This window comes from Micromonospora sp. NPDC004336, from assembly GCF_053602615.1.
In genome coordinates, this window is the sequence record NZ_JBSGDY010000014.1 from 40,647 (window position 1) to 67,366 (window position 26,720).

Annotated in this window: 21 protein-coding genes, 1 tRNA gene and 1 pseudogene; 11 read left to right on the forward strand and 12 right to left on the reverse strand. The window is 74.7% G+C overall.

Features of this window, described 5'->3' with window-relative positions:
• Window positions 1-54 precede the first annotated feature (54 nt).
• The 7 genes from ACWENR_RS05600 to ACWENR_RS05630 all read left to right on the forward strand — a co-directional run bounded on the left by ACWENR_RS05600 (window position 55) and on the right by ACWENR_RS05630 (window position 6,328).
• Complete coding sequence (locus ACWENR_RS05600) at window positions 55-2,178, forward strand: MMPL family transporter (protein ID WP_452275864.1); 2,124 nt, start codon at window positions 55-57, stop codon at window positions 2,176-2,178.
• Entirely contained in the window at window positions 2,168-3,409 is a 1,242-nt protein-coding gene (locus ACWENR_RS05605) for an NAD(P)/FAD-dependent oxidoreductase (RefSeq protein WP_452275865.1), read from the forward strand. Before ACWENR_RS05600 ends, ACWENR_RS05605 begins: the two co-directional genes overlap by 11 nt.
• Before the next feature lie 159 nt (window positions 3,410-3,568).
• Window positions 3,569-3,645, forward strand: a tRNA-Ile gene (locus ACWENR_RS05610).
• Between the two features lie 415 nt (window positions 3,646-4,060).
• A complete protein-coding gene (locus ACWENR_RS05615) occupies window positions 4,061-4,387 on the forward strand; it encodes a PadR family transcriptional regulator (protein ID WP_452275866.1) in 327 nt (108 codons plus the stop codon).
• A gap of 2 nt (window positions 4,388-4,389) precedes the next feature.
• Window positions 4,390-4,770, forward strand: a complete 381-nt coding sequence (locus tag ACWENR_RS05620) for a DUF1048 domain-containing protein (RefSeq protein ID WP_452275867.1) — start codon at window positions 4,390-4,392, stop codon at window positions 4,768-4,770.
• A complete protein-coding gene (locus ACWENR_RS05625; RefSeq protein WP_452275868.1) occupies window positions 4,767-5,567 on the forward strand; it encodes an ABC transporter ATP-binding protein in 801 nt (266 codons plus the stop codon). Before ACWENR_RS05620 ends, ACWENR_RS05625 begins: the two co-directional genes overlap by 4 nt.
• Window positions 5,564-6,328, forward strand: a complete 765-nt coding sequence (locus tag ACWENR_RS05630) for an ABC transporter permease (protein WP_452275869.1) — start codon at window positions 5,564-5,566, stop codon at window positions 6,326-6,328. The genes ACWENR_RS05625 and ACWENR_RS05630 overlap by 4 nt, the downstream gene beginning before the upstream one ends.
• 48 nt (window positions 6,329-6,376) lie before the next feature.
• Here the strand turns inward: ACWENR_RS05630 and ACWENR_RS05635 are convergent, their stop codons facing one another.
• The 3 genes from ACWENR_RS05635 to ACWENR_RS05645 are packed head-to-tail and all read right to left on the reverse strand — an operon-like array spanning window position 6,377 to window position 9,005.
• On the reverse strand, window positions 6,377-7,357 hold the full coding sequence (locus ACWENR_RS05635) for a hypothetical protein (RefSeq protein ID WP_452275870.1): 981 nt from the start codon (window positions 7,355-7,357) through the stop codon (window positions 6,377-6,379).
• A complete protein-coding gene (locus tag ACWENR_RS05640) occupies window positions 7,354-8,718 on the reverse strand; it encodes a hypothetical protein (protein WP_452275871.1) in 1,365 nt (454 codons plus the stop codon). Before ACWENR_RS05640 ends, ACWENR_RS05635 begins: the two co-directional genes overlap by 4 nt.
• A complete protein-coding gene (locus ACWENR_RS05645) occupies window positions 8,700-9,005 on the reverse strand; it encodes a DUF6403 family protein (protein ID WP_452275872.1) in 306 nt (101 codons plus the stop codon). The genes ACWENR_RS05640 and ACWENR_RS05645 overlap by 19 nt, the downstream gene beginning before the upstream one ends.
• 272 nt (window positions 9,006-9,277) lie before the next feature.
• Here ACWENR_RS05645 and ACWENR_RS05650 point away from each other — a divergent pair, with 272 nt between their 5' ends.
• Window positions 9,278-10,087 carry a hypothetical protein gene (locus tag ACWENR_RS05650; protein WP_452275873.1) on the forward strand — a complete coding sequence of 270 codons (810 nt, stop codon included), beginning with the start codon at window positions 9,278-9,280 and terminating at the stop codon, window positions 10,085-10,087.
• Window positions 10,088-10,138: 51 nt separating this feature from the next.
• Here the strand turns inward: ACWENR_RS05650 and ACWENR_RS05655 are convergent, their stop codons facing one another.
• The 6 genes from ACWENR_RS05655 to ACWENR_RS05680 form a co-directional block, all read right to left on the reverse strand.
• Window positions 10,139-12,493 (reverse strand): DUF4153 domain-containing protein, encoded by a 2,355-nt coding sequence (locus ACWENR_RS05655; protein WP_452275874.1) that lies wholly within the window; start codon window positions 12,491-12,493, stop codon window positions 10,139-10,141.
• 121 nt (window positions 12,494-12,614) lie between these two features.
• Entirely contained in the window at window positions 12,615-13,964 is a 1,350-nt protein-coding gene (locus ACWENR_RS05660; RefSeq protein ID WP_452275875.1) for a hypothetical protein, read from the reverse strand.
• Window positions 13,961-15,052, reverse strand: a complete 1,092-nt coding sequence (locus tag ACWENR_RS05665) for a HesA/MoeB/ThiF family protein (protein ID WP_452275876.1) — start codon at window positions 15,050-15,052, stop codon at window positions 13,961-13,963. Before ACWENR_RS05665 ends, ACWENR_RS05660 begins: the two co-directional genes overlap by 4 nt.
• 478 nt (window positions 15,053-15,530) lie before the next feature.
• The gene (locus tag ACWENR_RS05670) at window positions 15,531-16,568 is read right to left on the reverse strand and encodes a hypothetical protein (RefSeq protein ID WP_452275877.1); all 1,038 of its coding nucleotides are present in this window, start codon (window positions 16,566-16,568) and stop codon (window positions 15,531-15,533) included.
• The gene (locus ACWENR_RS05675) at window positions 16,568-16,837 is read right to left on the reverse strand and encodes a hypothetical protein (RefSeq protein ID WP_452275878.1); all 270 of its coding nucleotides are present in this window, start codon (window positions 16,835-16,837) and stop codon (window positions 16,568-16,570) included. The genes ACWENR_RS05670 and ACWENR_RS05675 overlap by 1 nt, the downstream gene beginning before the upstream one ends.
• Window positions 16,838-17,429: 592 nt before the next feature.
• Complete coding sequence (locus ACWENR_RS05680; RefSeq protein ID WP_452275879.1) at window positions 17,430-18,599, reverse strand: acyl-CoA dehydrogenase family protein; 1,170 nt, start codon at window positions 18,597-18,599, stop codon at window positions 17,430-17,432.
• 236 nt (window positions 18,600-18,835) lie between these two features.
• On the opposite strand from ACWENR_RS05680, the gene ACWENR_RS05685 reads away from it, so the two are divergent.
• Together ACWENR_RS05685 and ACWENR_RS05690 are read left to right on the forward strand one after the other, a co-directional pair.
• Entirely contained in the window at window positions 18,836-19,765 is a 930-nt protein-coding gene (locus ACWENR_RS05685) for an LLM class F420-dependent oxidoreductase (RefSeq protein WP_452275880.1), read from the forward strand.
• Window positions 19,766-20,440: 675 nt separating this feature from the next.
• A complete protein-coding gene (locus ACWENR_RS05690; protein WP_452275887.1) occupies window positions 20,441-21,682 on the forward strand; it encodes an FAD-binding protein in 1,242 nt (413 codons plus the stop codon).
• A gap of 59 nt (window positions 21,683-21,741) precedes the next feature.
• On the opposite strand, the gene ACWENR_RS05695 is transcribed toward ACWENR_RS05690, so the two are convergent.
• The 3 genes from ACWENR_RS05695 to ACWENR_RS05705 all read right to left on the reverse strand — a co-directional run bounded on the left by ACWENR_RS05695 (window position 21,742) and on the right by ACWENR_RS05705 (window position 25,503).
• Window positions 21,742-22,887 (reverse strand): site-2 protease family protein, encoded by a 1,146-nt coding sequence (locus ACWENR_RS05695; protein ID WP_452275881.1) that lies wholly within the window; start codon window positions 22,885-22,887, stop codon window positions 21,742-21,744.
• A gap of 85 nt (window positions 22,888-22,972) precedes the next feature.
• Window positions 22,973-23,884 carry a L,D-transpeptidase gene (locus tag ACWENR_RS05700; RefSeq protein ID WP_452275882.1) on the reverse strand — a complete coding sequence of 304 codons (912 nt, stop codon included), beginning with the start codon at window positions 23,882-23,884 and terminating at the stop codon, window positions 22,973-22,975.
• Between the two features lie 170 nt (window positions 23,885-24,054).
• The gene (locus ACWENR_RS05705) at window positions 24,055-25,503 is read right to left on the reverse strand and encodes an alpha-amylase (protein ID WP_452275883.1); all 1,449 of its coding nucleotides are present in this window, start codon (window positions 25,501-25,503) and stop codon (window positions 24,055-24,057) included.
• 288 nt (window positions 25,504-25,791) lie between these two features.
• Here ACWENR_RS05705 and ACWENR_RS05710 point away from each other — a divergent pair.
• A pseudogene (locus ACWENR_RS05710) lies at window positions 25,792-26,720 on the forward strand (hypothetical protein); the annotation flags it as partial.

Sequence of the window (26,720 nt, forward strand, 5' to 3'; positions counted from 1 at the left end):
CGACTTAGGCTCCATCTGCGTCGATCGGTGCGTCGATTCTTGGAGTGGGTGCGGATGCCCGGAAGAGGTGGCCACGGCAGGATCACGCTCGCCGCCGTGGCGGTCGTGCTCGCGTGGCTGGTCGTCGGGGCGGTCGCCGGGCCGTTCTCGGGCAGGCTCGGCGAGGTCGCGACGAACGACAACGCCTCGTTCCTGCCCGCCGACGCCGAGGCGACCCGGGCGCAGGAGCTGGCCGGGCGCTTCGTCGAGCGGGAGACCACCCCCGCCCTGGTGGTCTACGAACGGCCCACCGGCATCACCGAGGCCGACACCCGACGGGCCGCCGCCGACGCCGCCCGGTTCGCCGAGGTGCCCGGCGTCGTCGGCCCGCTGCCACCGCCGATCCCCAGCGAGGACCGACAGGCCCTCCAGGTGGTGGTGCCGATCGACGACGACGCCGGCGGCGAACGCATCGGTGAGATCGTCGAGGAACTGCGCGACATCGCCGGTGGCGACCGCGACGGGCTCACCGTGGACGTGGCCGGCCCCGCCGGCCTGCTCGCCGACCTGATCGAGGTCTTCTCCGCCATCGACGGCGCCCTGCTGGTCGTCACGCTCTGCGTGGTGCTGGTCATCCTGCTCGTCGTCTACCGCAGCCCGGTCCTGTGGCTGTTCCCGCTGCTCGCCGCCGGGATGTCCTTCGCGCTCGCCGCCGTCTTCGTCTACCTGCTCGCCGACGCCGACGTGATCAAGCTCAACGGGCAGGCCCAGGGCATCCTCACCGTGCTCGTCTTCGGCGCGGGCACCGACTACGCGCTGCTGCTGGTCGCGCGCTACCGCGAGGAACTGCACCGGCACGAGCGCCCCTGGGACGCGATGCGCACCGCCTGGAAGGGCGCCGCGCCGGCGATCGTCGCCTCCGGCGGCACCGTCATCGTCAGCCTGCTCTGCCTGCTGCTGTCCAGCCTGAACTCCAACCGCGCGCTCGGCCCCGTCGCCGCCATCGGCATCGGCGCCACCCTGCTGGTGATGCTGACCTTCCTGCCCGCCCTGCTGGTGCTGGGCGGGCGGTGGGCGTTCTGGCCGCGCCGGCCTGCGGCCGACCAGGCCGACCCGCGCGCCGAGCACGGCATCTGGAGCCGGATCGCCGGCTTCGTCGCCCGGCGGGCCCGGCCCGTCTGGGTGCTCACCACCCTCGCGCTGGCCGCGCTCGCGCTGGGCGTCACGCAGCTCGGCGCGACCACGCTCGGCCAGACCGACCTGTTCACCGAGCGCACCGACTCCGTCGCCGGCCAGGAGGTCATCGCCCGGCACTACCCGGCCGGCACCGGCAGCCCCGCCACCATCTTCACCAACCAGGAGACCGCGCGGCGGGTCGCCGAGGTCGCCCAGGGCGTGCCGGGGGTGGCCGCCGTGCGGCCGGTCGCCGGCGAGCGAAGCGGCCCGCCCGACCCGAACGCCCCACCGAAGGTCGTCGACGGCACGGTGCAGCTGGAGGCCACGCTCGCCGACCCGCCGGACTCCGACGGCGCCGAGCGCACGATCCGCGACCTGCGGGTGGCGGTGCACGGCGTACCCGGCTCCGACGCCGTGGTCGGCGGCTTCACGGCGATCAACGTGGACACGTCCGACGCCTCGACGCGGGACCGGAACGTGATCATCCCGGTCGTGCTGGTGGTGATCGCGATCATCCTGGCCCTGCTGCTGCGGGCGCTGCTGGCGCCGCTCCTGCTGATCGCGACGGTGCTGCTGAGCTTCGCCGCCACCCTCGGCCTCTGCGCGCTGGTCTTCCGGTACGTCTTCGACTTCCCCGGCGTGGACGCCTCGTTCCCGCTCTTCGCCTTCGTCTTCCTGGTCGCCCTCGGCATCGACTACAACATCTTCCTGATGAGCCGGGTCCGCGAGGAGTCCGCCAGGCGGGGCACCCGGGCCGGCGTGCTGACCGGGCTCGCCGTCACCGGCGGCGTGATCACCTCCGCCGGCATCGTGCTCGCCGCGACCTTCTCCGCGCTCGCCGTACTGCCGCTGGTGGTGCTCGTCGAGCTGGGCGTCGCGGTCGCGGTCGGGGTGCTGCTCGACACCGTCGTCGTCCGCTCGCTGCTGGTGCCCGCGCTGTCGTACGACATCGGCCCCAAGATCTGGTGGCCGGGCCGACTGTCCCGGACGAACGGTGAGCGGGAGGCGCGGCATGCTCGCTGAGACCGACGTGGTCGTCGTCGGCGGCGGCCTGGCCGGCCTGGCGGCGGCCCGGCGGCTGCACCGCGCCGGCGTGCCGTGGCGGCTGCTGGAAGCCGGCGGCCGGCTCGGCGGCCGGGTCGCCACCGACGCGGTCGACGGCTACCTGCTGGACCGCGGCTTCCAGGTGCTCAACACCGCCTACCCCCGGCTCGGCACCTTGCTCGACGTCGACCGGCTGCGGCTGGGCCACTTCACCGCCGGCGTGCTGGTGCGCAGGGGCGACCGGCTCGACCGCCTGGTCAACCCGCTGCGCGAGCCCACCGCCGCGCCCGGCACCGCGCTGGCCGGCGTCGGTTCGCTGCTCGACCGGCTGCGCTTCGCCGCCCTCGCCACCGGCTGCGCCACCCTGCCGAAGGGACGGCTGCTCGCCGCGCCGGAGACCACCACCGAGACCGCGCTGCGTCGCGCCGGCCTCTCCGACGCGATCATCGAGGAGCTGCTGCGGCCGTTCCTCTCCGGCGTCTTCGTCGAACGGGAGCTGGCGACCTCCAGCCACGTGCTGGCGATGGTGCTGCGGTCGTTCGTCCGGGGCCGGATCGGCCTGCCCGCCGAGGGGATGGCCGCGCTGCCCCACGCCGTGGCCGACCCGCTGCCGGCCGAGCTGATCGACCTGGACACCCCGGTCTCGGCGGTGTCGCCCGGCCGGGTCCGCACCCAGGCCGGCGACATCCGCTGCCGCGCCGTCGTGGTCGCCGTCGACCCGCCGACGGCGACCACGCTGCTGCCAGCTCTGCCGACGGTACGCACCCACAGCTACACGACGTACTACCACAGCGCGCCGGAGGCGCCGCTCGACGAGCCGATCCTGCTGGTCGACGGCGACCGGCGGGAGATCCTCGCCAACACGGTGGTCGTCAGCCGGGCCGCGCCCACGTACGCGCCGGCCGGGCGGCACCTGGTCGCCACCTCCGTCGTCGGCCCGTCGGCCCCGCCCGAGCCCACGGTGCGGGCGGAGCTGACCCGGCTCTACGGGCGGTCCACGGCGGACTGGACCCACCTGACCACGGTGTCGATCCCCGACGCGCTGCCCGCCGCGCCGCCGCCGCAGGGGCGGCTGCGCAAGCCGGTGGCGCTGGGGGAGGGCCTCTTCGTGGCCGGCGACCACCGCGACAGCCCCTCCATCCAGGGCGCGCTGGCCAGCGGCTGGCGCGCCGCCGGGGCCGTCCTGTCGGCGCTGCGTACGGGCTCCTGACGGCGGCGGGCCGGACGGGTGCGGGCCGACGTCGGCCGGCTGCTCGCTGTTATCCTCGCGTAGCCCATCGTGCTGCCGCGCCGGCGACGCCGATGAGCGACGGCGCCGGTTCGTGCTGGCCGGTGGTCCACCGGGCGGGATAAGATCCGGCGCGGTGCCGGGGCGGTAGCTCAGCCGGTTAGAGCAGTCGACTCATAATCGATCGGTCACGGGTTCGAGTCCCGTCCGCCCCACCAGCCGTTTTCCCAGGTCAGCCATGCTGTTGGCGACCCGGACGCACCGCAGTGAGGTTCGGACCCACTGCCCTCGGTCCGCACTGAGTCCGCAGCAGCACGACCCGCCGCCCGGTCGAGGCGGTCCGCCACCTGGTCCGGGTCGTCCTCGAAGAGCCGCGTACGAGGAACAGCTCGTGGCGATGAGGGTCCCCGTGTCCTACCGCCTGCGGTCGTCCCGGCCTTGTTGATCGGCTCGCTCACCCCGCCGTCTTGGCGCGAACGACTCGGCGCGCGGTGAACTCCGGCGCCGAGGACGCGTCCTGAAAGCGCTCGGTATTCAGCGTTGCTATCTACCGGTACCTAGTGCTACTTTCTACCGGTAGTAAGCGTCGCTTGGTAGCGAGGAGATGAAGGCGTGGGCAACCAGATGACAGAGATGCTGAAGGGCACTCTCGAAGGCATCGTCCTGGCGATCCTGGCCCGCAGGTCCGCGTACGGCTACGAGATCACCGCGTGGCTGCGCGACCGCGGATTCACGGACATCGCGGAAGGCACCATCTACGCGCTGCTCGTCCGCGTCGAGCAACGCGGGTTCGTCGACGTGGAGAGGGTTCCCTCCGAGAAGGGGCCCCCGCGGAAGGTCTACTCGCTCAACGCGAAGGGGCGGGAACAGCTCGCCGAGTTCTGGGGGACGTGGCACGTCCTCACGGAGCGCATCGAGCAACTTCGCGACAACGACAACCCACAGGACGAAGGAGCATGACCATGGCCGCGAAGTGGATCGAGACGCTCATCGGGTCGCTCGACCAGAAGAAGCAGTACAGGCAGCACATGGCCCGCATGGAGGCCCTGCCGGAGCCGCACCGCAGCGCGGCCAAGGCCCTCCAGCGGTACTTCATGTACCAGGGCGGGATCGTCGACGGGAACACCCTCGTCACGATGCTCGGCGACTTCGTCGACCTCTGGGAGCGTGCGGCCGCCGACAACACGCCCGTCCGCGCCATCGTCGGTGACGACCCGGTCGAGTTCGCCGAGACGTTCGTGCAGGCGTACTCCGGCAGGCAGTGGATCGACAAGGAACGCGAGCGCCTCCGAACGGCGATCGACGCCGCCACCGGCGACACCAGGGGAGAGAAGAGGCCATGACCACCAGGACGCGCGAACCCGCGATCAGCGTGCGGGGCATCACCAAGTCTTATCAGGACCTGCACGTGCTGCGGGGCGTCGACTTCGAGGTGACGGCGGGGAGCATCTTCGCACTGCTCGGCTCGAACGGCGCCGGAAAGACCACGCTTGTGCGCATCCTGTCGACGCTGCTGAAGGCGGACACCGGCACCGCGACCGTCCATGGCTTCGACGTCTCCTCGGCTCCGGGCGAGGTACGCAGGTCGATCAGTCTGACGGGCCAGTTCGCCGCCGTCGACGGAGTGCTCACCGGCCGGGAGAACCTGGTCCTGGTCGCGAAGCTCCGCCACCTGAAGAACCCCGGTGCGGTCGCCGACGACATGCTCGCCCGTTTCTCGCTCACCGACGCCGGGAACCGCCGGGCGGCGACGTACTCGGGCGGCATGCGCCGGCGACTGGACATCGCGATGAGCCTGGTCGGCAACCCGCCGGTCGTGTTCCTCGACGAGCCGACCACCGGCCTCGACCCGCAGGCCCGCATCGAGGTCTGGCAGACGGTGAAGCAGCTCGCCAAGGACGGCACGACCATCCTGCTGACCACCCAGTACCTCGACGAGGCCGAGCAACTCGCCGACCGGATCGCGATCCTGCACCAGGGCACGATCATCCAGAACGGCACCCTCGCCGAGCTGAAGCAGCTCATCCCGAACGCCAAGGTCGAGTACGTCGAGAAGCAGCCCACCCTCGAGGAGGTCTTCCTCGCCCTCGTCGGCCACCCCGGCACGGAAGCCGTGTCGGCAGGAGAGGAATCCCGATGACCACCCACGTCCTCAGCGACACCAGAACCCTCACCGGCCGCTCCCTGCGTCACATCCTGCGCAGCCCGGACACCATCATCACCACGGCGGTCACCCCGGTAGCGCTGATGCTCCTCTTCGTGTACGTGCTGGGAGGAGCCATCGACACCGGTTCCGACGAGTCGTACATCAACTACATGCTCCCGGGCATCCTGCTCATCACGATCGCCTCCGGCATCGCCTACACGGCGTACCGCCTGTTCCTCGATATGCAGGGCGGCATCTTCGAGCGCTTCCAGTCGATGCCGATCCCACGGCCCTCCGTGCTCTGGGCGCACGTCCTGACCTCACTCGTCGCCAATCTGGCGTCGCTCGTGATCGTCACCGGCGTCGCGCTGATCATGGGGTTCCGTACCGGCGCATCCGTGGTCGACTGGCTCGCCGTCACCGGCATCCTGACCCTGTTCACCCTCGCCCTCACCTGGATCGCCGTGATTGCGGGCCTGTCCGCCAAGACGGTCGACGGCGCGAGCGCCTTCAGCTACCCACTGATCTTCCTGCCCTTCATCAGCTCGGCGTTCGTCCCCACCGACTCGATGCCCGGCCCGGTGGCGCGGTTCGCCGACAACCAGCCGGTAACGTCCATCGTGAACACTCTCCGCGCCCTGTTCGCGCAGCAACCGGTCGGCGACGACATCTGGACCGCCCTCGCCTGGTGCGCCGGCATGCTCGTGGCCGCCTACGCCGCAGCGACGGCGATCTACCGCAGGAAGATCAGCTAGCCGGCCGCAGGAAGACGGCGCCGCATCCCCGTGGATGCGGCGCCGTCCTCATGAACCGTCGTCGGCGGAGGCCCGGGGCGCTCCGCCCCGGCCGGACCGGGCACGCGGGCGGCTCGCGGCGAGCGCCAGCGCGCTCCGGTTCAGCGACTCGACGCGCCCGGTCAGCTCGCGTACCCCGGCCTCGTCGGTCCCGTCGACGGCGGCGAGGCGGTCGAGCAGCGCGGCGTAGTCGGTGGTCAGCTTGAGGTACTTCCGGGCGAACTCCGGGTCGTCGCCGGCCCGGCGGACCGCGCGGGCGTACCGCTGGTCCAGGTCGATGATCTGCTGGGCCAGGACGGCGGCGGCGGCGCCCAGCGCGCTGCGGGCGTCCGCGCTCTCGTCGCGCCGGTGGCGCCGGGCGGCGGCGAGGCGGCCGGCGCGGCGCCCGCCGACCCAGAGCGTGGCCGCGCCGGCGACGACGGCCAGGACGGCCGCGGCCGCGAGCACGAAGCGGGGCAGCGACGGGCTGATCGTACGGGCCCCGTCGGGCACCGTGCCGGCCTTCACCAGCAGGTCGTAGTTGACGGTGACGACCTTCAGCGCCTCCAGGGGACGGTCGGCGAAGGTGTCGACGCCCCGACTGATGGTCATCTCCGCGACCATGGCCCGGCCGAAGTTGTCGTCGTCGCGGTCGGGGATCAGCGCGCAGCCGTAGGTGTCGTACTCGTCGCCGTCGCGGCTCATCACCAGCACGAGGGTGCCGTCGGCGGCGTGCTCGACCTCACGGCAGGCGTCCCGCAGGTCGGCGTCCGGCTCCAGCAGGACCACGACCAGCCGACGGTTGCCGATGACCCGCTGCGCCGCCGCCCGGTCCAGGTCGACGCCGGGCGCGGCGTACACCGACGAGGTGCGGACCTCGCGGGCGATCGGGCCGTCCAGCGCCCCGCCGGTCCACAGCGCCCAGCCCGCCAGGACCGCGCAGGCCAGGACCGCGAGGCCGAAGGGCGTGCCGACCAGGTCGCCGAGCCGTCGACGTACGGACGCTGTCACGACAGCCTGCCCCGCAGGTAGCGGTCCGGACGGTAGCTGGGGATGCCCAGTGCGCGGGCGGTGTCGTCCAGTTCGGTGGCCGCCTCGGCGAGCAGCGTACGCACGTGCCGGTCGGGCAGCCCCTCGTCGAGCGCCGCGCGGGCGGCCCCCAGCTTGACGAGGCCCCGGGTCAGGGCCGGGTTGCTGCGGGCGTCGGTCAGCAGGGACACCTCGACGGCCAGCGCGGTGAGCCCGGCCAACCGGGCCGGCGCGCCGCCCCGCCGGACGTCGGCCGGGCCGTCCGTCCGGCGCAGCGAGCGGACCGACAGGACCAGGAACGCCGCCACGCAGCCCGCGAAGATCCACGGCAGGGCGGGCAGCGCCACCCGCAGCGGGTCGACCGGCCGGTACGGCAGCTCACGGTCGAACAGGCCCGCGTAGCGCAGGTCGGTGACCCGGTTCAGCCAGACCGTCAGCACGTTGCCCTGCGGGTAGTCGTACCGGCTGAGCCGGGCGGCCAGCTGACCGTAGAAGCTCGCCCCGGCCAGCTCCGCGAAGTCCGCCGCCGCCGGGCCGTGGTATTCGATCCAGAGGCCGTACATCACCACGATCGGCGTGTCCGGGATGAGCCCGGTCAGCGCGGGCCCGTACCGGGGGACCGGCTCGCCGTACGGCTGCGCGGGCAGCGCCACCACCTTGACCCCGTCCGGGAAGGCGTTCCGCGCGGCCTCGCCGGGGACGCCGGTGAGGGTGGCCCCGGGCCCGATGTGCACGCCCGTCGCCCGCAGGTCGGCGGCGACGGCGGCCAGCTCCCGGTCGGTGGGCTCGCGCCACCGGAGCTCGTCGCGGTCGGGCGGGGCGGGCGCGTCCCGCAGCCCGGCGATCAGCCCCACCAGCAGATCCGTCACGTCGCCGGTGGCGAACTGGGCCCGCCAGCCCGGCAGGGTGTCGGCCACGGACCGGTAGAGCCCGCCGCTGACCTCGGTGCCGATGACCCGGATGGTGGCGTTCTCCACGTCCCGGACCCGCTCGCGCTCCTCTTCGTCGAGGCCGGGCGGCGCGACCAGGATGCGCACCGGCCGGTCGCCGGCGGCCTCCCGGACCCGCTCCTCGTTCCAGCGCGCCACCGAGCCGGGGAGCCGCACCACGGGGTCGGCGTCCACCATCGCGGTCATCTCGGCCACCGACGGCACGCTCGCCCCGCTCAGCTCGCCCGCCGACCCCTCCTCGATCGTGGCGGTGGACGACGGCGACCGGCCGTAGCTGACGTCGACGCTCTGCCGCTGGGCGAGCAGGAAGACCACCAGGACGACCACGGCGACGCCGAGCAGCGCCCAGCGCAGCAGCTCGTACCGGCGGCGGCTCATCCGCGCGTCCGCCACAGCAGGTCGGCCTCCCTCGCGTATCCCGTCGCCGCCCTGGCCGCCGTCGCCCCGCCGCCGTCGGCGGCGATCGACTCGGCGCGGGCCAGCAACTGCTCGGCCTCGGGCACCCGGCCGGCCGCCGCGTCCCGGCTGACGGCCGCGCTGTCGATCGCCGCCCGGGCGGTGGACCAGGCGAGCGAGCGCTCCTGCCCGCGGGCCCGCAGCCGGGGCAGCAGGGTCGTCGCGAAGCCTGCCCCCGCCAGCAGCACGCCGCCGACCAGCCAGATCGGGAGGGTGTCGGGCATGTGCTCCAGCCGTCTGGTCGGGGGCGCGGGCTGCGCCGCGAGGGGATCGGGCGGGGGTGCGGGGCTCCGGCCGAGTCTGGCTTATCGAGTCAACGCGTCCCGCGCCACCCCCCGTCGCGGCCGGCTGTCGGCGGGCGCTGCCTCGCCCCGCACCCACGACTGACGTCGATCCGCCTGTCCGCTTGGGGACCGAGCGACCGCCGCGGTCGGCCTCCTCGGTCAGCCTGGTCCCTGACGCCGGGTGTCCGCGCGTCCTGGAGATCGGAGGATCGATGAAGACGTACCCCCGACGGCGGTCGACCGGCGGGAGGCTGGTCGTGGCGCTGGTCGTCGCGCTGGCCGCCGCCCTGCTGCCCGCCGCGCCCGCGTTCGCGCTGCCCTCCGGCAGCGGCTGGTCGGCCTCGTGGAGCTATTACCATCCCACCGCCTACCAGTACGCCGGCACCCTGCCCGGGGTGCGGCTGACCGGCTACGCGACCGACAACGCCGGCACCGCCGCCACGGTCGGCACCATCGAGGACACCGCCGAGGACGGCCGCTGCGCCCGCGTCCTGCTGTACGCCGCCGGCGTCGGCTACGTGGCCGACCGGACCACCTGCGGCAACGGCAGCCACCTCACCTACTCCACCGGCAGCTTCGACCAGGGACTGCTGGTGATCGTCTACCGGACGGTGCCGGACACGAACACCCACGACAAGGGCTTCGCGATGTTCGTCCCCGGCTCGTCCGCCGATCCCGAGCTGCGGACGGTGGGCACCGGCGCGAGCTGGTCGTACTACACGTCGACGGCGTTCCAGTACACGGTGACCCGCCCCGGCGTGCGGCTGGTCGGTTACGGCGTCCACCAGTACACCGACGAGCGCTCCTCGCTGAACACGGTGGAGAAGACCGCCGGCACGGTCGGCTGCGCCACGGCCAAGGTCACCGGCGGCGTGACCACCAGCGGCGGCACCTGCGTCAACGGCGGCAGCGCCTCCTTCTCCCGGTTCGACCTGACGAACAACCTGGAGGCGTCCGCCTGCTACCAGCCGGTCCCCGGCACCCGGCGCTGCCTGGCGGTCAGCATCCCCGAGCCCTGGTGACCCGACGCCCCGACGCCCCGGCCCGCCGGGACGCCGGGACGCCGGGGTCCGTCACCGGGGGGTCTTCGGCAGGTCGAGCCGGTCGGCGGCCACGCAGTCGCGTCGGCCGCCGACCGCGCCCGGACCGGCCCGGTCGAGCGCCTCGCGCGCCCGGACCCGGCCCAGGTTCCAGGCGTGCCAGGGGTCCGGCTCGTCGAGGTCGTCGGCGATCCAGCTCAGCACGCAGCGGCGCACCGGGTCGGGCAGGCCGGTCAGGGCCGGCGTCGCGTCGGCCGAGAGCGCGCGCAGGTACCAGGCGTCGATCTTCCCCGTCTGCTCGTAGCGGGCGATGTTGCGGCGCGCCGCGTAGTCCTCGGGGTTGAGCACGGCGAGGCCCAGCAGCATCGTCACCGCGAGCGCCACGGTCAGCCGGGGGATCCAGGCTCCCCGCCACCGGATCCCGGCCCCCAGGATCATCAGGAACACGGTGCCGAGCAGCAGCTCGAACGCCATCACGAAGAGCCGTTCCCCGGTGAAGCTGTATGCCTTCTGGTACGTGTACATCCGCGACAGCGCCGACACCACGATGACGAAGCTGAGCGCGCTGAGCAGGCCCAGCAGGATCCGCAGCAGGTGGCGCTCGACCGGGCGCTCGCGCCGGGCCCAGCGAGCCACCCCGGCGAGCACCGCCAGCGTCAGCATCGTGACGACGACGAGCTGCCAGAAGCCGCTGCGGGCGTACTCGGCGTAGCTGAGGCCGGCGGTGCGCAGCACGTGCCGCTCCCCGCCGAACAGGACGGTGAACTGCACCGCGACGAAGCCGCCGAACAGCAGCGTCAACGCGGTGATGACCGGGGCCCACTCCACGAGGCCGAGGCGGCGCCTGCCGGGCCGGTCCACGGTCGACAGGTCGGGCGGCGCGGCCAGCGTGTAGACGGCGGCGACGGCGCTCAGCCCGCCCACGGCGCCGAGGAAGATCCACCGGAACACCGTGCCGGCGTTGACCTCCGGGATGACCCCGTCGAGCACCACGGAGAATGCCCCGTCGGCCGAGGAGAGGAGCGCGCCGAAGACGATCAACGCCGCCACCGTGGCCGCCGCCGAGCCGACGACGCGGCGGACCAGGCCGGGATTCGCCGGGGCGTGCAGGTGGCCGCCCACCCAGGGCAGCCCCCGCAGCGCCGCGAACGGCGCCGCCACCAGGCTGAACAGGATCGAGCGTACGAGCCGGCCGCCCACGACCGCGAGGGTCGCGCAACAGAGGGCGCCGAGGACGCAGAACGTCACCAGCCACCAGGCGTTGCGGAAGGCCAGGACCGCCAGCAGCGCCAACGCGGCCACCGCCCAGCCGGCACGGACCCGCCGCTCGACGCGCGGCAGGTCGGCGCCGGCCCGGCGGACCGCGAGGACCACCGCGACGGTCAGGGTCAGCCAGCCGAGGAACCAGCCGATGCCGGTGCGGCTCAGCGGCACGAAGGCCGCCAGCCCCAGCGCGCCGGCGAGGACGGCGAGCGGCGCGGACCGGCCCCGTGCCGCCGTCGGGCCCGGCCACCGGGTGGCGAGGAACGACGGTCGCGGCGGGAACGGCTGGAAGGCGCCGTACGGCATCGGGGGGTGACCCGGCGCGCCCGCCGGGTACGGCTGCGGGTACGGCCTGGCGCCCGGCGGCGCGGCCACGGTCGCCGGCGCGGCGCCCGGTGCCGACCCGGTGACGGCGGCCGGTTGCGGAGGCGTACCGGGGCCGGCCGATCGGGGTGGCGTGCCGGGGCCGGCCGGCGCGGCGGCCGGTTGTGGCGGCGTGCCGGGGGCGGTGGGGGTCGAGGACGGCGCGCCGCCGGTGGGGGAGGACGTCGCGCCGTCGGTGGGGGAGGACGTCGGAGCTCCGGCCGGAGCCGGCCGTGCCGAGCCGGCGTCGTCGGGCGACGGCCCGGCGGCGGACGGCGACGCCTGCCCGGTAACCGCGTCGGCGGGACGCGACGCCTGCCCGGTCACCGCGTCGGCGGGCGTGGGGGTCGCGCGGGCCTCCCCGCCACCCTGCCTCGGCACCGCCGTCGGGCGGGCGGCCGGGCTCGTCGGCGTCCCGGCCGGACGGGCGCCCGGGTCCGCCGGTGCCGGCGTCCCGGTTGCCTCAGGGGCGGTAGGTGTCGGCGCCTCGGCGACCGGGCCGGTGCCCGGGTCCGGTGCCGGCCCGGCCGCCGGCACCAGCGGGATGAACACGGCGTAGCCGCGCGTGCCCGCCGGGATGCTGACCGGGATCGCCCAGGCGGGCGCGCCCTCGGGACCGGGCCACGCCATGGTGGGCGGCGCCCCGTGCAGGGGCGGCGTGACGAGCAGGTAGGGCGTCGCGGTACCGGGGTTCTCACCGCCGGGGCTCGCGGGCGCGCCGGCGGGTTCCGGGGATCCCGGCACCGGTGGCGGCTGGGTCACGGGACCCTCCTCGATCGAATGGTCCGCACACTGTACGGCCGATTCCGATCCCCTCGCCGCCCGGTGCACGGTGCGTCATCCGCCCCGCACGGCGAGGTGATGACGGGGCCGCGCTGTCGGCCTAGGCGTCCGAACCGGCGGTGGCGCGGCGCCGCGTCGCCGCCCGCAGCAGGCGCAGGCCGCTGCGGGCCGCGCCACCGAGGGCGAGCGAGGCGGGCAGGAAGACGAAGACCAGCGCCGCCACTCCGGACCAGCCGGCCAGGGTGGTCAGGCCGGGATCCTCGATCGCGCCCACGGCCATTCGAAGAATGCGCAGGGAACCGGGAATTCCGAAATACGCGAGATATCCGAGCGCGTAGACCAGGCCGGGCACGTAGAGGCAGACGAAAACCTTTGCCCACCGCAATTCGCGCGCGGTCGCGTCGGCCAGGGTGGCGCGGTCCGTGACGGTTTCCCGGCGTACCCAACTGCGCAGCAGCGCCCCTTTCAGAACCCACAGGTTCCGGCTGCTCGTGGCGGTGGTGAACAACGCGTACAGGTCGGTCCGCATGAATATCCAGGTCTGGATGAGGATTCCGCTGATCTGCACGAGCACGAGCGTGCGCAGGATCTGCACGGCCTCGGCGCCGAGCCTCGGCGCGAGGAGGTCCTGCGCGATCAGGAACGCCCCCAGGGTCGCGGCGTCCAGCGCCATGCCGGCCAGCAGCGGCCCGAAGCGCTGGCGGCGCGGCACGCTCCACAGCCGGGTCAGGTCGGCCTGGAACACCACGAAGTAGAGCCGCCGGCTGACCGAGAGCGAGCTGCGCAGGCCGAGGCGGGCCGCGGCGGCGACGTGACCGGCCTCGTGCACGAGGATGCAGACCACGGTGAGGAGCGAGACGAGCAGCAGGCTGGACAGCGCGGACCCGGTGGGCGTCAGGTCGGTGTAGTGGGGTCGCAGCTCCGGCCGGGCGGCGAGCAGCAGTACGGCGGCGACGGCCAGCGCCGCGTGGGCGGCCCACGCGACCGGGTGGAACAGGACCCGGCCGACGAGCCGCCAACCGGCCGCGGCCGACCCGGCCGACCTGGCGGACCCGGCGGACCCGGCCGCGCCGGCGGACCCGGCGACCCCGGATGACCTGGCGGGCCCGGCTGACCTGGCCGACCCGACCGACCCGGCGGTGCCGGCGGGCCCGGCCGCGTCGGTGCCGTCCGTCCCGTCCGTTCCGTCGCCGGTCTCGGGCGCCGGCAGCAGGCCGTGCTCGACCAGCGTGGCGACGAAGTCGGCGACGTCGACCGGCTCGCCGGCGAGCTCCTCGGCGCGGGCGGCGCACCGCTCGATGCTCTCGCCCGCCTGCAACCAGCGGATGACGGTCGCGCCGATCTCGGGCACGGCCAGGTATTCCGCCGAGTGCAGGCTGCCGACGATGTGTACGTCGCCGTCGGGCACCACGGTCAGCGCGGCGAAGCGCTCGGCGGCGGGCGCGGTCACCGGTCGCCGCCCGAGGCCCTGCCGCACAGCGCGCAGTCGGGGTGCCGCCCCCAGGCCGTCGCGTCGGTGCGCATGCGGTCGCCGATCTCGATGGTCTGGTAGGTGGCGCCGGCGACCGGCTCCTCCGTCCGGGCGAGGTAGCGCTGCGCCTCCAGGGCGATCAGTCCGGACAGCAGCTGCGCCACCGGCCCGGTGGTGCGGTTGACCGGGTCTGCCTCCAGCCGCAGCCCGCTGCGGACCCACTCGTCCCGGCCGCGCAGGTCGTCGTCGCGGTGCAGCTCCAGGCAGAGCCGGCAGGGCGTGTGCCCGGGCTCGACGGACCAGTAGAACAGGGTGGAGAGCTTGAAGCCCCCCGCGATGAACGGGACGCCGAGGTCGAAGCACGCCTCGTTGGTCATCACCTGGATGCCGACGGGCTGGTCGGCGGCGAGCACGACCAGGTCCACGTCGGCGCCGAGCGCGCGGATCGTCGCGGCGTCGGTGACCTCCCGCTCGACGGCCTCGACCACGGTCCGCGGCGAGTACCGCCGGGCCCAGGCCGCCGCCGCCGTCACCTTGGGCCGGCCGACCTCGCCCGCCCCGTAGACGAACTGGCGGGCCAGGTTCTTGGGCTCGACCGCGTCGAAGTCCACGATGCGTACCCGGCCCACGCCCAGCCCCAGCAGCGACTGGAGCACCCCGCCGCCGAGGCCACCCGCGCCGATCACGAGCACGGTCGAGTCGGCGAGCCGGCGGTGCAGCTCACCACTGGATCGGCCCAGGTCGGCGTAGAGGTCGTAGAAGCGCAGGTTGCTCTCGTGCCGGCGCAGCGTCTCGGCGTCCGGGTCCGCGTCGGCGTCCTCCAGCAGCCGCAGGTCGTCGAGCGCCGCGATGGCGTCGCGCACGTCCTCGGCGGTGCTCGGGTGGCCGAGGCGGGCGAGTTCCGCCGGCAGTTCGGCCTCCTCGTGGGTGCCCCGGGCCAGGAGTTCGACCAGCGCCCGTACGCCGCCGCCGGGGTCGTCGAGGTGGATCCGCTCGGTCGGTCGCCGGTAGATGACGACCGTGCCGTCGGTGGTGAGTGTGTTCAGGGACTTCAGCCTGGGGCGCACGGCGGTCGGCATCCTTTCTGGGCGGACTGGTGGGCGGGCGGTGGCCCGGCCCGCCGGAGCGGACCGGGCCACGTGGCGGCTGTCAGGCGCCGCCCTCCAGCTCCGGGTCCGGGTGCGGACGGGTCGCCTCGATACGCTCGACCTTGATCACCTTGATCTTCATTTCTGTACACCCCCATTCTGTTTCTCGCCTCGATTCCACGGGCCCGCAGGTTATTTGCAGGGCGCCGTGGTGTGCCGAAAACATCTCCCGAACAAAGGCGTCGGCGCAACCATTCGATCGTCTTGGCGACAATGCGCGGAACCGACCGTGGGCGGAGACGGGTCGTTTGTCGGATCCGGTTTCCCGCTCCGTCGGTAAATGTCGCCCGAAAGGGCCGTCCCGCCGTCTGCCCCGGTTGCGCCGGATCGGCCCGGAACGGGAGCGCCTCCCGGATTTCGCCCCGCTCGGGCGTCGCTCACCGCCCCGGGCCGCCCGTCAGACGTACGGCCGGGTGGCGTACGCGGCCCGCAGCGCGGCCAGCCCCGTCGACTTCGGCGACAGCGTGCCCCAACCGGAGTTGAAGTAGTTCGTCCGCACGATCCGGGGGCCCCGCTCGGCGTTGAGCTGGGCGATGGCCGCCGGCACGGTGGCGATCCAGGCCGCCTGGTCCGGGATCTCGGCCACCCGTACGCCCCACTCGGCGATGATCACCGGCCGGGAGAGCGCGACCGGGCCGAGGTCGGCCACCGCCCAGTCCTTCGTCCGGCGGAACCGGGCCGGGGCGGTGTGCGTGGCGTTGGTGGCGTAGACGTTCCACTGCAGGAAGTCGAGTTTCGCCATCAGCGCCTCCGGGTGGGTGCGCTGGTAGCAGGCCCGGTCGAAGCCGCCCACCCCGACCGAGAAGGTGGTGTCGGCGGGCAGCTGCCGGGCCCTGAACCAGTTCACGATGTAGGTCATCGCCTGCACCGCCCTGGCGTCGGAGTCCGCCCAGCCGTAGGTGACCCCGGACTCGGTGGTGCCGAACTCGTGGTCGGTGTCCAGCTCGGAGGCGAGCTGGATGTTGACCCCGAAGCCCATGGTCCGGTATTGGGACAGGGCCCGGGCGAACAGGCCGTCGCAGTGCCCGGCCAGGACCTGGCCGTAGCCGTACGCCCGGGGCCAGGTCGTGCCCGGTCGCTGCTGGATGGTCATCGCGGGCGCCGGGACGGTGTAGGCGACGCCGTCCACGGTGAAGGTCTGCGGCCCGACGGTGGGCGCGCCGTAGTGCTTCAGCTCCAGCACCATGTTGATCCGCACCCCGGCCCTGCCCAGGGTGACCAGCCACGGTCGCTGGTAGCCGGGGAACGTGTAGCCGTCGGCGAAGCTGCGGTACTGCGTCAGCGAGCGGAAGTTGCCGCCGGCCATGTCCGCCGTCGGGTCCGCGCCGCCGGAGAGGTAGTAGCCGCCCAGCACGGGCGGCGCGATCGTGTAGTCGGCGGTGGCGGTGGCGGTGCGCCCGCCGTTGTCGCGGACCGTGACGGTGACCCGGGGCATCACGCCACCGCCCGGTAGACGGCCACCGAGCCGTTGTCCGACGCCCTGGTCCAGGTGCGGCCGGAGTCGTCGGTGACGGTGACGGTGAGCGGGTCGATGACGGCGGTGACCCTGACGGGGGCGCTGCTGTTGCCCTGGGCGTCGGTGACCACGATCGTGACGGTCACCGGCTTCGTGTCGGCGTCGCCGTAGGTGACCGTCAGGGTCATCTGGTCGCCGGGCGAGTAGGTCGGGGCGTTCAGGGAGGCGGTCGCGGTGGGAGCGGCCATGGCCGGCTCCTCTCGTGCTCGGTCGCCGGCCCGGCCGGCTCGTGGCCACGGCCGGGCCCGGCGGGGAGGATGGTTCTGGCGACGACGGGCCGCCGGGCACGCGACGGCGCGGCCGGGGACCGGTTCGGGGGTACGACTCGTCGACCGCGCCCGTCTCGGGGTCGCCGCGCGCGGGCTCGACGGCTGCCGCAGTTGGTGACGTCGGTGTCGGTGACGGTGCGGCGGCACCGCCCGGGCGCCCGGGCGGTGGCTGCCGGAGCGCGGCCCCGCGGTGCGCGGTCCGGCGCCGCGTCACGCCGGGACCGTCGCGGTCCGGCGCCGCGTCACGCCGGGGCTGTCGCGGGACCGGGCTCGGTGATGGCGGCGTCGGCGGGGACGGTGCTGTCCCCGCCGGGCCCGAGGAATGGGATGTGGCCCGCCATCCTCACGCCTCTCACCTGCTACAACAGTGCGACGCGGAGGCGCCCGGCGTCCTGTCCGCTACCCGACGGTCGTTCCGTCGGGCAGCGGACTGCGCTCGGGGTGGATCTGTGCGGGGCCGCGCCGTCGCCGCCTGCGACAGCGGGCCGCCGTCGGCACGGTGCCGCCGGTGTCAGTAGGCCAGCTCCACGGGCCGGCCGAGCACCCGGGCGCCGTTGTTGCCGAGCCAGCCCTCGGCCGCCGCCGCGTGCTGGCTGAAGGTGTGGATGTCCCGGAACCGCCGCTGCAACGGCGACGAGTCCCGGGCCGCCCCGCCACCGGCCGCCCGGTAGCAGGTGTCGACCGCGGCGGCGGCCCGCTCGGTCACCCACGGCAGGGCGGCGGAGACGCGCGGGTGCAGCCCGGGTATGGCCGCCGGATCGGTGGCGCAGGCCGCCCAGAGCTCGTCGGCCAGGTCGCGAAGCAGCGCCCGGGCCGCCCGTACGTCCAGGTCCGCCCGGCCGAGCTGGAGGCGGAAGGCGGGGGAGTCGGCGAGCGACTGCCGGGCGTACAGCCGCTGCCGGCCGCCCTCGATGAGCGCGACCATGTCGTCCAGCGCGCCCTGCGCGATGCCGACGGCCACCGCGCCGAGGTGCAGGACGAAGTGGACCAGCGGCGCCACGAAGCCCGGCCCCGGTACGCAGGGCACGCCGGTGAACAGGTCGAAGCTCTCCTCCGCCGGGCAGAACGCGTCCGTCACCTCGACGTCGTGGCTGCCGGTGCCGCGCAGGCCCAGCACGTGCCAGGTGTCGTGGACGGTGACCCGGGAGGCCGGGAAGAGCATCGAGCGCACCGGCGGCGGCGCCCCCGCCGGCCCGCTCAGCGGCGTGCCGCCGTCGGTCAGCACGCAGTTGCCGAAGATCCAGTCGGCGTGCCGGGCGCCGCTCGCGAACGCCCAGCGGCCGGTGACCCGGTAGCCCCCGTCGACCTGCTCGGCCCGACCCTGCGGGGCGAACCCGCCGCCGACCACCACGTCCGGCCCGTCGGCGTAGACCTTGTCGAACCGGTCGCGCGGCAGCATCGCCAGCAGGTGCGGCGTCTCGGCGCCGATCATGACCGTCCACCCGGTCGAGCCGTCCGCGCGGGCCAGCGCCTCCAGCACCCGCAACCCGGTGCGCAGGTCGGCCTCGTACCCGCCGTGGCTGCGGGGGACGAACATCCGGAAGCAGCCGGCCGACCGGAGCGTGTCGAGCAGGTCGGCGGGGAGCTCCCGCGCCGCCTCGATCTCGCCGGCCCGGCGGGACACCTCCGGCAGCAGCGCGTCGACCGCGTCGATCAGCCGGTCCCGGTGCTGGTCCTGCATGCGGCTCTCCTCGCCTCGTCGCCCGCCCTCCACTCTGGACCCGCGCGGGCCCGGGAGCCAGCGGCGCCGCTATCGGATGCCCGCCACTTCCCGTGTCGGCCGTCGGGGTGTAGGGAGGGTGCCCCGCGCCGGCCGGGAGGGATCGCACCGGTAGCGCACGCCGTCCGGGCGGATCGCACCGGTCGGGAAGGGCCGGACCGGCGCGCCGGCCCGGCAGGCTCCCTATGCTCGGGAGCATGGAACTGCGGATCTTCACCGAACCCCAGCAGGGCGCCACCTACGACGACCTGCTCGCCGTGGCCCGTTGCGCGGAGGACGCCGGCTACGGCGCGTTCTTCCGCTCCGACCACTACCTGAAGATGGGCTCGGTGAGCGGCGACCCCGGTCCGACGGACGCCTGGACCACCCTCGCCGGCCTGGCGCGGGACACCCGGCGGATCCGGCTGGGCACGCTGATGACCGCCGCCACCTTCCGGCTGCCCGGCCCGCTGGCGATCACCGTGGCGCAGGTCGACCAGATGAGCGGCGGCCGGGTCGAGCTGGGCATCGGCACCGGCTGGTACGCCGAGGAGCACACCGCGTACGGGATCCCCTTCCCGTCGCTGGGGGAGCGCTTCGACCGGCTGGAGGAGCAGCTCGCCGTCATCACCGGGCTCTGGGCGACGCCGCCGGGCGGGACGTTCGACCACGCCGGGACGTACTACCCGGTCAGCGACTCGCCCGCCCTGCCGAAGCCGGTGCAGGACCCGCGCCCGCCGATCCTGCTCGGCGGCATGGGCCCGAAGCGCACGCCCCGCCTGGCCGCCCGCTACGCCGACGAGTTCAACCTGCCGTTCGCCTCGGTCGAGGACTCGGCCGCCCAGTTCGAGCGGGTCCGCGCCGCCTGCGCCGACGCCGGCCGGGACGCGGGCGAGCTGTGCTGGTCCAACGCGCTGGTGCTCTGCTGCGGCCGGGACGACGCCGAGGTGGCCCGGCGGGCGGCGGCCATCGGCCGGGAGCCGGACGAGCTGCGCGTCAACGGCCTCGCCGGCACCCCCGCCGAGGTCGTCGACAAGATCGGCCGGTACGCGGAGATCGGCAGCGAGCGGCTCTACCTTCAGGTGCTCGACCTGGCCGACCTGGATCACCTGGAGCTGGTCGCGGCCGAGGTGATGCCCCAGCTGTGAGGCGGCGGCCGGCGGTGGCGTCAGCGCGAGCCGGTGGCGGCCCGCCCCAGGGCGCCCGCGCGGTCGGCGGCGTCCGGGCCGGCGTCCGGCGTGGTGGACCCGGTGCACGCCGCCCGCTCACCTCGGCCTCGGTGACGGTCGGTCCGGCGTCAGGCGCGGACCGACCGTCCCCGCGTCAGGAGTGGGCCGGCGTCCGGCGTGGGACCGGGCCGGGGCGGGGTGCCGGCCCGGGATGGGGCACCGGGTGCGGTGCGGGCGGGGGCGCGGGCGTCGGCTGCGGCCCGGGGGTCGTACCCGCCGGGTGCGTCCCGGCCGGCGGCGCGCTCGACGGCGCCGGCCCGGTGCCGGTCGGGTCGATCTCCGCCTCGGAGGGGTGCAGGTCGCCGCGCGGGGCCGGATCGCGATAGGTGCTCATCGGCGTAGGGTTCCCCGACGACGGCGGTGTAACCGGCGCCGCCGGGTGGCGGCGCGGGGGTGGCCCGGCGTCGTGGGCGGCCGACACCCGACGGCCCGGTCGGGGACAGGGGGATCGACGTGGACGTGGACGGCGCTGTGGCGGCGGGCGCGGACGGCCCGCCGCAGCCCCGGCACGAGGCGGGTACGCCGGGCGGCGACGGCGGGCCGCCGCGTCCCACGGGCGGGGCCGACTCGCCCGGCGACGGGACGGACCGGGCGGTGCCCGGCCGTAACTGGGCCGGCAACGTCCGCTACGCCGCCCGCCGGCGGCACCGGCCGGCCTCGCTCGACGAGCTGCGCCGGCTGGTCGCGCGCGGCGACCGGGTCCGGGCCGTCGGCACCGGGCACTCCTTCAACCGGCTCGGGGACACCGCCGGGGACCTGGTCTCGCTGGCCGGGATGCCCGCGACCGTCGCGCTCGACCCGGACCGGCGGGCCGTCTCCGTGCCGGCCGCCATGCGGTACGGGGACCTCGCCGCCTGGCTGCACGAGCGGGGGTACGCCCTGGCGAACCTCGCCTCCCTGCCGCACATCTCGGTCGCCGGGGCGGTCGCCACCGGCACCCACGGCTCGGGCGAGACCGTCGGCAACCTCGCCACGGCGGTCGCCGGGCTGGAACTGGTGACCGCCGACGGGGACCTGCTGACCGTGGACCGCGCCACGGACGGGGACACGTTCGCCGGGATGGTGGTGTCGCTCGGCGCGCTGGGCGTGGTCACCCGGCTCACCCTCGACGTGGTGCCCGCCTACGACCTGCGCCAGTACGTCCGCCTCGGCCTGCCCCGCGAGGCGCTGGACGCGGCGTTCGCCGCGGCGTACAGCGTCAGCGTCTTTACCGACTTCCGCGGCCGCCGGCTGCGGGAGGTGTGGCTCAAGCAGCGCGCGGACGCGCCCCCGCCGCCGGCGGACTGGCTGGGCACGACGGCGGCCGACGGGCCGCGGCATCCGGTGCCCGGCATGTCGGCGCGGAACTGCACCGCGCAGCTCGGCGCGCCCGGGCCGTGGCACGAGCGGCTGCCGCACTTCCGGCTCGGCTTCACCCCCAGCAGCGGCGACGAGCTCCAGTCGGAGTACCACGTGCCGCGCGGCGCGGCGGCGGCCGTGCTGGCCGCGCTGGACCCGGTGGCGCACCTGATCGCGCCGGTGCTCCAGGTCTGCGAGCTGCGGGCGGTGGCGGCGGACGGGCTCTGGCTGAGCCCGAACCACGGGCGGGACAGCCTCGCCGTCCACTTCACCTGGGTCGCCGACGCGGCGGCGGTGCTGCCGGTGGTGGCGGCGGTGGAGGAGCGGCTCGCGCCGTTCGCGCCGCGCCCGCACTGGGGCAAGGTGTTCGGTCTCGCCCCGGCGGCGGTGGCCGCCGCCTGGCCCCGGTACGCGGACTTCCTCGACCTCGTGCGGCGGCTCGACCCGGCCGGGAAGTTCCGCACCGACCTGCTGGACCGCTACTTCCCCCGAGGCTGACGGGCCGGGCGGAGCGGTCTCCGGGACCGGCGGCCGGGCCGGGCGGTGCCGACGTGACGTCAGCGGCCGGGCCGGTCGGCGAGCTGCTCGCGCAGGCTGCCGCGCTGCACGGCCCGGCTGATGTCGCTCGGCGAGACGATCCCGACCAGCCGGCCGTCGGCGACCACCAGGGCCCGCCCGTCGGCGCACTCGCTGAGCCGGGGCAGCAGGTCGTTCAGCGACTCCTCCGGCCGCGCCAGCACCAGCTCGTCGGCGCGGCACGCCACCTCGGCCAGCGTGGTGGCGGCCCGGCGGTCCGCCGGGATGCCGCGTACGCGGTCGAGGGTGACCAGGCCGACGGGCCGGTCGTCCTCGGTCAGCGGCAGCGCCGTGTGCCGGTACGCGAACAGGTAGTGGTCGACGAAGTCGGCCACCGTCATCTGCCCCGACGCGGTCTGCGGCTGTGGCGTCATCACGTCGGCGACCCGCACGCCGCGCAGCGCGCTGCCCATCCGCGCCTGCCGCTCCTCCATGCCGGCGGCGCCGATCAGGAACCAGCCGATCAGGGCCAGCCAGAGCCCGCCGAAGCCGACGCCCGCCAGGAACTGCCACAGCCCCAGCCCGATCAGCAGCGCGCCGAGCACCCAGCCGGCCCGGGCGGCCACCACCGACGCCTTCGTCCGGTCGCCGGTCGCCTTCCAGACCGCCGCGCGCAGCAGCCGCCCGCCGTCCAGCGGGGCGGCCGGCAGCGCGTTGAAGACCGCCAGCAGCACGTTGATGCCGGCCAGCCAGGCCAGCGAGCCGAGCAGCAGCCCCTCCACCCCGGCCAGGGCGAGCAGCACCGCGATCGCGCCGAAGAAGAGCCCGATCAGCAGGCTGACCAGCGGCCCCACGCCCGCGATGCGCAGTTCCGCGCCCGGGTCGCGCGCCTCGCCGCGCAGCTCGGCCACCCCGCCGAAGAGCCAGAGCGTGATGCCGCCGACCTCCAGCCCGTTGCGCTTGGCCACGATCGCGTGCGAGACCTCGTGGGCGAGCAGGCCGAGGAAGAAGACCACCGCCGCGGCCAGCCCCGCCAGGGCGTACGCGATCACCGGCCGGTCCGGGTAGGCCCGGGGGAACTGGTTGACCGACAGCCCCCAGGCGATCAGCGCGAAGATGACCAGGACGCTCCAGTTGACCCCGACCGGAACGCCCGCGATCCGGCCGAGCCGGAAACTCGCCCTCATGTCCCCGGACTACCCACGATGCTCGCGCCCATGCCGGCGCGGCTCACCGGGCGAGCCGTTCGACCGATCGGGCCGCCGACGCCGGTCAGGCGGTCGGGGGCGGGGTGGGCAGCTCGTCGACCACCACCACCCCGGTGCCGGGGCGCACCTCGGCCAGCAGTTCCCGCTGCCCGCTCTTCGTCAGCCGGATGCAGCCGTTGGTGGTGTTCTCGCCCAGCTCGCCGTCGTGGTACCAGCTGTGTATCCCGATGTGCGCGCCGCGCAGGCCGGCCGGCACCGAGTCGGGGTCGTCGGGCACCGAGCCGAGGGCGAAGATGTCCACGCCCCCGTACACGCTCTCCGGTGGCGGGGTGCGGCCGAGGACGAAGGTCCGGCCCAGCGGGGTTTCCTGGCCGCGCTGGCCGAGGCTGATCTTCCAGGTGCGCACGGCCCGGCCCGCCCGGTACCAGGTCAGCCGGTGCGGCTTGCGCTCGACCACGATCTGGTCGCGCAGCGCGACGGTGGTGAAGCCGCCGGGCGGCAGCCAGGCGAGGGTGCGGTTGGCGGAGGGGAGCAGCACCGCCGTCCAGCCGGCGCGCCGCTGGGCGATCGGCACGGTCAGCTCGACGCCGTTGATGGTGGGGGCGAGGAAGGCCAGCGGCCTGCCGCCGGGAGCGGTGTAGGCGGCGATCCGGCGGGTCGGGTGCAGGCCCTCGGTCAGCGGCGTGGTGTCCAGGGCGTCCGGGTCGGCGGGGAACCCCCCGGGCGCCGGGTCGTAGTCGACCACGGGCAGGTCGTCGGGCGCGGGCGCGGCCACGGGCACCCGCTCCGGGGTGGGGGCCGCGCCGGTCGGGCTAGCGGCGGTCGGCGCGGGCGGGCCCACGACCGGCGGCACGGGGGGCGCGCCGTCCGGGGTCAGCGCCCAGCCCGTGACCCCGGCGGCCACCAGCAGCAGGGGTACGCCGACGACGGCGAGCAGCCGGCCGGGCCGCCGCGCGATGATCCGGTCAAAAGGCACAAAGCAACTGTAACGGGTGGACAAGGCGTGGAGCCCCCGTCCCGGCCGGAATGTCGGCCGGGACGGGGGCGTCCTGTGGGGGTGGGTGTCGACCGGACGCGCCGGATCGGGGTCTCCGGCTCAGGCGCGCCGGGCCGGGGCTTCCGCTCGCGCGTGTGCCGGGCCGGGGCTCAGCTCAGGCGCGCGCCGGCGTGGATGGCGATCGCGTCGTGGGCGGGCACGTCCGCCGCGAACCAGCCGTTGCCGTCCACGGTGATCACCGGCCCGCTGCACTGGCCGTTGCCGAAGGTGCCGTGGATGACGTCGCAGTAGCGGCCGGCCGGCAGCCCGGTGTAGTAGGACCGGCCGGTGATCGCGTGATCCTCGTCGTTGACGGTCAGGTAGCCCCTGCCGGTCCGGCTGAAGGCGATGTGGTTGTTGCCGTTGTCGTACCAGTTGGCGACGCCGGCGCCCTCCGTGGCGTTGCGGAAGCCGACCATGTTGGCGATCACCGGCCAGCGGTGCTCGCACTCCCAGCCGGAGTAGCAGGTGGCGTCGAGGGTCCGGCCCGAGCCGTCCTGCGGCGGGCCCTGGTCGCGCTGGCTGAACGTGTAGCTCGACATGACCGTCGGGGAGCCGTACGGCCAGCCGAGCATGAACGCGTTGGCCAGCGCGTAGACGCCCCGGTCGCGGTAGGTCAGGACGCCGCCAACGTCGCGTTGGGTGTCGTGGTTGTCCACGAACACCGCCGCCGATCCGCTGGGCAGGTGCCCCCAGCCCTCGCCGAAGTTGCGCAGGTAGGCGAGCCGCTCGGAGCGGAAGACCCGGGCCAGGTCCTTGCCGTAGCGGAACTCGTGCACGTCGCCGTTGCCGGTGTACTCACCCGGCTGGATCGGCTCGCCGGCGCCGTGGATGACCTCCTGCACGATGTACGCCGAGCGGGACAGCTTGCCCCTGATAGCGGCGATGTCGGCGGCCGGCATGTGCTTGCTGGCGTCCATCCGGAAGCCGTCGACGCCGAGCGAGAGCAGGTCGTTGAGGTAGCCGGCGATCCGCGTCCGGACGTAGTCCGACTCGGTCTTCAGGTCGGCGAGGTTGACCAGCTCGCAGTTCTGCACCTCCCACCGGTCGTTGTAGTTGGCGATGTCGTCGCCGCCGTTGCGGCCGCAGTGGTGGAAGTCCTGCGTCTGATAGATGCCCGGGTAGTCGTAGTGGCCGTACGACGAGCCGGCCCAGCCGGTGCCGCCGTTGTCCTGCCCGGACATGTGGTTGACGACCGCGTCGACGACGACCTTCACGCCGGCGGCGTGGCAGGCGTCGACCATGGACTTGAACTGGGCGCGGGTGCCCTTGCGGGACTCGATCCGGTAGCTGACCGGCTGGTAGGCCACCCACCACTGCGAGCCGCGGACGTGTTCCTGGGGCGGCGAGACCTGGACCCAGCCGTAGCCCTTCGGGCCGAGGGTGGTCCGGCACTCGGTCGCCACCGAGGCCCAGTTCCACTCGAAGAGGTTGGCGATGACCTTCTTGCTGCCGGCCGGCGCCGCGGCGGCCGGGGGCGCCGTCGCGGTGACGGGGACGATCAGGCTCGCGATCACGCCGAGGGTGGTGATCGCCGACAGACGCCGACGTCTCTGCATCGGGGACTCCTGACGGGGGTGTGGGGGACGGGTGGCGGTGCGGGGCCGGGGGAGCCCGTTGCCGGGGTCTTGCATCCGGGTCTGAAAATTTCTGAAAGGTTACAAGCGCGTTGCAACGACTGTCAATGCATGGGCATGCGTCAATGCAGTGGGCGCCGCGCCGGGCGGCCGGGCCGCCGTGCACGCGCGCGTGGCCGGGTTCGTCGTGCACGCGCGTGGCCGGGTTCGCCGTGCACGGGCGCGGCGGCCGGGCGGTTCGACGCCGGGAGGCGCAATTTCCACGCGACGGTGATCCGGGCGCCGCGTCGGTCCGTACTGGAGGGGGACGAGGGCCGGCCGGCGGTGCGCCGCCGCGAGACGATCGAGGAGCAGATGGCCCGGGCACAGCGGAACCAGAAGGCGGCCACCGTCCGGACCACCAGCACCAGCCGGGGGGTCCGCTCCCGCTCGCGGCCCGCGCTGGCCCTGCTGGGCGTCTCCGCGCTCGCCGCCGCGTGGGCCGGCGCCATGCTCACCGGCGTCGGCTCCACGGCGTACGCGTACGGCTTCTTCTTCACCGAGTTCTTCGCGGGCGTGATCGCCCTGGTCGCGCTGAGCCTCACCGTGATGCTGGGGCTGCTCGCCACCGACCGGCTGGTCCTGCTGATCCGGCACCGGGTGCTGCTCCAGTCCGCGCACCGCGCCACCGGCGTCCTCGGCGTGGCCGGGCTGGGCTTCCACGTGCTCACCAAGGTCGCCACCGGCCGGGCGGCGGGCACCGACGCGGTGGTGCCCTTCGTCGGCGGGCGGGGCCTCTACGTCGGGCTCGGCACGGTGGCCGCGCTGCTGATGGTGAGCGTCCTCTGGACCGGCGTCGTCCGGGCCCGCTTCGCCGGCGTCGGTCCCAAGTGGCTGTGGCGGACGCTGCACTCCGCCGCGTACCTCTCCTGGCCCTTCGCCATCCTGCACGGCCTCAACGCCGGGCGGCCGGCCGGCGCGTGGGTGAGCCTGAGCTACCTCGCCTGCGTCCTGCTGGTCGTGCTCGCGCTGCTGGTCCGGCTCTCGGTCGGCCTCGGGCGGCGCAGCCGCGAACGGCACCGGGCCGCCGCCATGAACGCGGCGCTGGCCGGCGGCCCGGCCGAGGACGCTCCCGGCCGATCGCTGCTCAGTGGCCTGGTGCGGCGCGGTGCGGAGAGGCGGGACCGCCGGGGCTGGGCGGAGGCCACGGTCGCCGGCAC

Bases quoted from the DNA above. Each gene is read 5' to 3' on its own strand.
- ACWENR_RS05680 (WP_452275879.1), bottom strand. From the start codon at position 18,599: ATGCAGGACCAGCACCGGGACCGGCTGATCGACGCGGTCGACGCGCTG.
- ACWENR_RS05675 (WP_452275878.1), bottom strand. From the start codon at position 16,837: ATGGCCGCTCCCACCGCGACCGCCTCCCTGAACGCCCCGACCTACTCG.
- ACWENR_RS05645 (WP_452275872.1), bottom strand. From the start codon at position 9,005: ATGCCCGACACCCTCCCGATCTGGCTGGTCGGCGGCGTGCTGCTGGCG.
- ACWENR_RS05685 (WP_452275880.1), top strand. From the start codon at position 18,836: ATGGAACTGCGGATCTTCACCGAACCCCAGCAGGGCGCCACCTACGAC.
- ACWENR_RS05670 (WP_452275877.1), bottom strand. From the start codon at position 16,568: ATGCCCCGGGTCACCGTCACGGTCCGCGACAACGGCGGGCGCACCGCC.
- ACWENR_RS05630 (WP_452275869.1), top strand. From the start codon at position 5,564: ATGACCACCCACGTCCTCAGCGACACCAGAACCCTCACCGGCCGCTCC.
- ACWENR_RS05705 (WP_452275883.1), bottom strand. From the start codon at position 25,503: ATGCAGAGACGTCGGCGTCTGTCGGCGATCACCACCCTCGGCGTGATC.
- ACWENR_RS05615 (WP_452275866.1), top strand. From the start codon at position 4,061: ATGCTGAAGGGCACTCTCGAAGGCATCGTCCTGGCGATCCTGGCCCGC.
- ACWENR_RS05620 (WP_452275867.1), top strand. From the start codon at position 4,390: ATGGCCGCGAAGTGGATCGAGACGCTCATCGGGTCGCTCGACCAGAAG.
- ACWENR_RS05605 (WP_452275865.1), top strand. From the start codon at position 2,168: ATGCTCGCTGAGACCGACGTGGTCGTCGTCGGCGGCGGCCTGGCCGGC.
- ACWENR_RS05600 (WP_452275864.1), top strand. From the start codon at position 55: ATGCCCGGAAGAGGTGGCCACGGCAGGATCACGCTCGCCGCCGTGGCG.
- ACWENR_RS05650 (WP_452275873.1), top strand. From the start codon at position 9,278: ATGAAGACGTACCCCCGACGGCGGTCGACCGGCGGGAGGCTGGTCGTG.
- ACWENR_RS05695 (WP_452275881.1), bottom strand. From the start codon at position 22,887: ATGAGGGCGAGTTTCCGGCTCGGCCGGATCGCGGGCGTTCCGGTCGGG.
- ACWENR_RS05625 (WP_452275868.1), top strand. From the start codon at position 4,767: ATGACCACCAGGACGCGCGAACCCGCGATCAGCGTGCGGGGCATCACC.